This window comes from Rothia sp. (in: high G+C Gram-positive bacteria) (genome assembly GCF_030540545.1).
In the GTDB taxonomy this organism is placed as follows: Bacteria; Actinomycetota; Actinomycetes; order Actinomycetales; family Micrococcaceae; genus Rothia.
In genome coordinates, this window is sequence record NZ_JAUNVZ010000070.1 from 1 (window position 1) to 1,216 (window position 1,216).

Here is a 1,216-nt window from a genome sequence, read left to right on the forward strand (position 1 = left end):
GCAAAAGTAAGCCTTTCCTTTAAATGAAGGCAAAGCGCTTCGACTTTTTTGCGGAGAATGTATGCAAAATATCCTTTTGAGAGCAGTCTCCTCTCTTCCTTATATCCCTTGGCCCGGCCTGAGGCTGTCTGCGGGGCTAACCCACAGACAGTCCGGGACGATAGGTATCAGCAAGGCGGGTGCTCAGCCACGTACCGCTCATTTGAGCTTCCAACGGAGACCTGCCAGTAGGGTGAAGCCCGGTTGCGGGACATTGCCCAGGTCGTAGTAGCGTGTGGCGGTCACGTTGTTCAGGTCGAGCCACAGGGAGAGCGGCCGGGTTTCCCATGTAAGGCGCAGGTCGAGCAGGGCATGCGTGCCGTAGGGGACGAGGCTGTCTGAGGGTTTGCCTTCCTTATATAATAGGTATCCCCCTGTGCGTTGTTGCAGGCGAAGGGTCCAGTCGGCTTTCAGGAGGGAGTATATCTGATGGGAGAGACGCACCACCGCCTTGTGTCGCAGGTACTCAAAGGCGTAGTTTGACTTATAGTAAGCCGGCCCTCGGCGTCGCTCTTGCCCTAGCCAGGCATAGCTCAGCGTGAGGTGGCGCAAGGGTTGTCGCTCACCCAGGTAGTGTGTGAGGTCAAGGGAGAAGTCCATCCCCGCTCCGTAAGCGTCAAGGGAGAAGTTGGTCGCGTGGTAGCGGTCATCGGGTGTGTACATCACCCAGTCGATGGTGTGCGTGCCGCGTCGATAGTGCGCCCGAGCAGAGAAGGTCAGTGCCGGCAGGGAGAGTTCGGCACCGAGCTGTACGGTGTGGGTCTCTTCGGGTTGAAGATTGACGTTGCCCTCCTGCGTGGGGCTCTTGTACCACAGGTCGGTAAAGGTAGGCAGACGCAGGGCATAGTTATAGGAAGCGGTGAGGCGCAGGGCCGCCGTGGGGCGATAGCTCATGTCAAGGCCCGGGTAGAGACGGAAGCCCCCGCGCACCATACTGTTGTGTTGAAGGAGCAGGCCCGGCACGATTTGCCAGCGGTCGGTATGGATGCGGTGCTCAAGGAAGTACGCCGTATTGGTGCGCCGTGCTTGTCGTGTATAGTAACGTCCCGTTTCGCCCGGGATGGGGCGATAGGCGGTGGAGTCGAGCGGTGTGCCCAGGGCCGTGCTCAGCAGGTATTCGTCACGCAGCTCTGCACCCACCGCTGTGCTGCCCGCGGCCCAGTGGGTGCGGAGTGAG

The 1,216-nt window shown here is 59.8% G+C and carries 1 protein-coding gene; it reads right to left on the bottom strand.

Features of this window, described 5'->3' with window-relative positions; all coding sequences use genetic code 11:
* Positions 1-198 precede the first annotated feature (198 nt).
* The coding region (locus tag Q4P78_RS08985; RefSeq protein ID WP_303340029.1) for a TonB-dependent receptor at positions 199-1,216 on the bottom strand (1,018 nt) is incomplete at its 5' end.